2 protein-coding genes are annotated in these 2427 nt (G+C 73.7%); both read left to right on the top strand.

Annotated elements, in window-relative coordinates:
* Window positions 1–175 precede the first annotated feature (175 nt).
* On the top strand, window positions 176–1768 hold the full coding sequence (locus tag AB0B83_RS30085) for a GMC family oxidoreductase N-terminal domain-containing protein (protein WP_357581004.1): 1593 nt from the start codon (window positions 176–178) through the stop codon (window positions 1766–1768).
* Between the two features lie 130 nt (window positions 1769–1898).
* Window positions 1899–2354 (top strand): SgcJ/EcaC family oxidoreductase, encoded by a 456-nt coding sequence (locus AB0B83_RS30080; RefSeq protein ID WP_357581003.1) that lies wholly within the window; start codon window positions 1899–1901, stop codon window positions 2352–2354.
* Window positions 2355–2427 lie beyond the last annotated feature (73 nt).

The following is a 2427-nucleotide window of genomic DNA, read 5'->3' as shown; positions in this document are numbered from 1 at the left end:
CCGGAACGCGCGTACCGGCCCTCGACGACAGGCCGGACCGGACCCGACACGATGTGAAACGCACGGCGCGGCGGGCGGGCCCACAGGGCACCCGGCGACGCCGGGTGCCGCCCCGGATCCGTACCAGCTGCGCTGATGTCACGCCTGCGGGCGGGCACGCGACGAGGAGGGGTGGATGTACGACTATGTAATCGTCGGGGCGGGATCGGCGGGCTGCGTGCTGGCCGCGCGACTGAGCGAGGATCCCGACGTCCGGGTCTGCCTCGTCGAGGCCGGCCCGGCGGACACGGCGCAGAACGTGCACGTACCGGTGGCGTTCGGCCAGCTGTTCCGCACCCAGCTCGACTGGGACTACGACACGCACGACGAGCCGCACCTGGACCGCCGCCGGATCTACCTGCCCCGCGGCCGGGTGCTGGGCGGCACCAGCTCGATCAACACGATGATCTACGTCCGGGGCCACCGGTCGGACTTCGACGGGTGGAACCAGCCCGGCTGGAGCTTCGACGAGCTGCTGCCGTACTTCCGGCGCTCGGAGGACAACGAGCGGGGCGAGTCGGCCTACCACGGCGTCGGCGGCCCGCTGCGGGTCTCCGACGGGCGGGCCCGCAACCCGATGGCCGCCGCGTTCGTCGAGGCGGGACGGCAGGCCGGTCACGGCGCCAACGACGACTTCAACGGCGCCGAGCAGGACGGCTTCGGGCTGTTCCAGCTCACCCAGCGCGACGGCCGGCGGGCCAGCACCGCCACCGCCTTCCTGCACCCCGTGGCCGACCGGCCCAACCTGACCGTCGAGGTGAACCTCCAGGTGCACCGGGTGCTTGTCGAGAACGGCCGGGCGGTGGGCGTGGTGGGCCAGCGGCTCGGCGAGGACATCGAGATCCGGGCCGAGCGGGAGGTGGTGCTCTGCGGCGGGGCGTACAACAGCCCGCAGCTGCTCATGCTCTCCGGCATCGGGCCGGCGCCGCTGCTCGGCGCGCTCGGGGTGCCGGTCGTGCTGGACCAGCCGCAGGTCGGGCAGAACCTCCAGGACCACCTCCTGGTGCCGCTGATCTATGCCCACTCGCACCCGATCAGCCTGCTCGCCGCCGGCACGCCGGAGAACCTGGAGCTGTTCATGTCCGAGGGGCGCGGGCCGATGACCGCGAACGGCCCGGAGGCCGGCGGGTTCGTCCGGACCAGCGACGCCCTGGCCGCGCCCGACGTGGAGTTCCTGGCCGCGCCGGTGATGTTCGCCGACAACGGCCTCGGGACGCCCACCGACCACGCGCTGTCCTACGGCCCGTCCATGTTGGCGCCCCGCAGCCGGGGTTCGGTGCAGCTCGCCCTGGCCGACCCCACCGCCAAGCCGAAGATCGTGCACAACTACCTCGCCGAGGAGTCCGACCTGGACGACGCGGTGGCGGCCCTGCGGATCGGGCTGGACATCGCCCGGCAGCCGGCCCTCACGCCGTACGTGGAGCGGCCGTACCGGCCGCCGGCGTCGGAGTCCGACGCCGACCTGCGCGACTACGTCCGCCAGTACGCGCACTCCATCTACCACCCGGCCGGCACCTGCGCGATGGGCGCCGTGGTCGACGCGGAGCTGCGCGTCCTCGGCGTCGACGGGCTGCGGGTCGCGGACGCGTCCGTGATGCCCCGCCTGGTCAGCGGCAACCCGAACGCCGCGACCATCGCCATCGGCGAGAAGGCCGCGGACCTGATCAAGGGGGTGGCCGCGGCCACCGAGCCCGCGCTGGCCGCCGGTGCGGCGGGCCCGACGCGGTAGCGCGTCGGGCGGGGCCGCGGCCGGCGACGCGACCGGCCGTGGCCCGAGGCGGCGACCACCAGCGGTACGCGCCGACGCGACCGGAGCGCCGGCGACCACTCACATCCGACACCCGGCAGAGGAGCACACCATGACCAACAAGGCAGCGTCGCTCGTCGAGCAGTCCAAGCAGTGGGCGAAGCACTACGGGGCGTACAGCAACGGGGAGGAGGGCCACGCCTTCACCGCGCCGCTGCGCGTGCGGGCCAACTGGGACGCCAACGACGCCGACGCCATCGCCGAGATGTTCACCGACAACGGCAGCATGCTGATGGGCGACGACCAGCTGAAGAGCCGGGACGAGATCCGCGCCTGGCTGACCGACGCGTTCGCAGGCCCGTACAAGGGGGCCCGGATGACCTTCGAGCCCGTCGAGATCAGCATGCTGCACCGGGACTCGGCCCTGGTCGTCGCCGAGGGCGGCATCCTGCTGGCCGGCGAGACCGAGGTCGCCCCCGAGCGGAGCAGCCGCATCGTCTTCGTCACCGTCCGCGTCGACGACGACTGGCGGGTCCTGTCCTACCAGTCGAGCCCGGTCAAGGGCTGACCCGGCCCACCCCGTCGACCCGGGCCCGGGCGCGGGAGGCGACGACCGGCTTCGGCCGGCCGCGTCCCGCGCC

Origin of the sequence: Micromonospora sp. NPDC049060, from assembly GCF_040649055.1 — a bacterium.
Taxonomy (GTDB): domain Bacteria; phylum Actinomycetota; class Actinomycetes; order Mycobacteriales; family Micromonosporaceae; genus Micromonospora; species Micromonospora reichwaldensis.
This window is presented reverse-complemented; position numbering and strand designations above follow the sequence as displayed.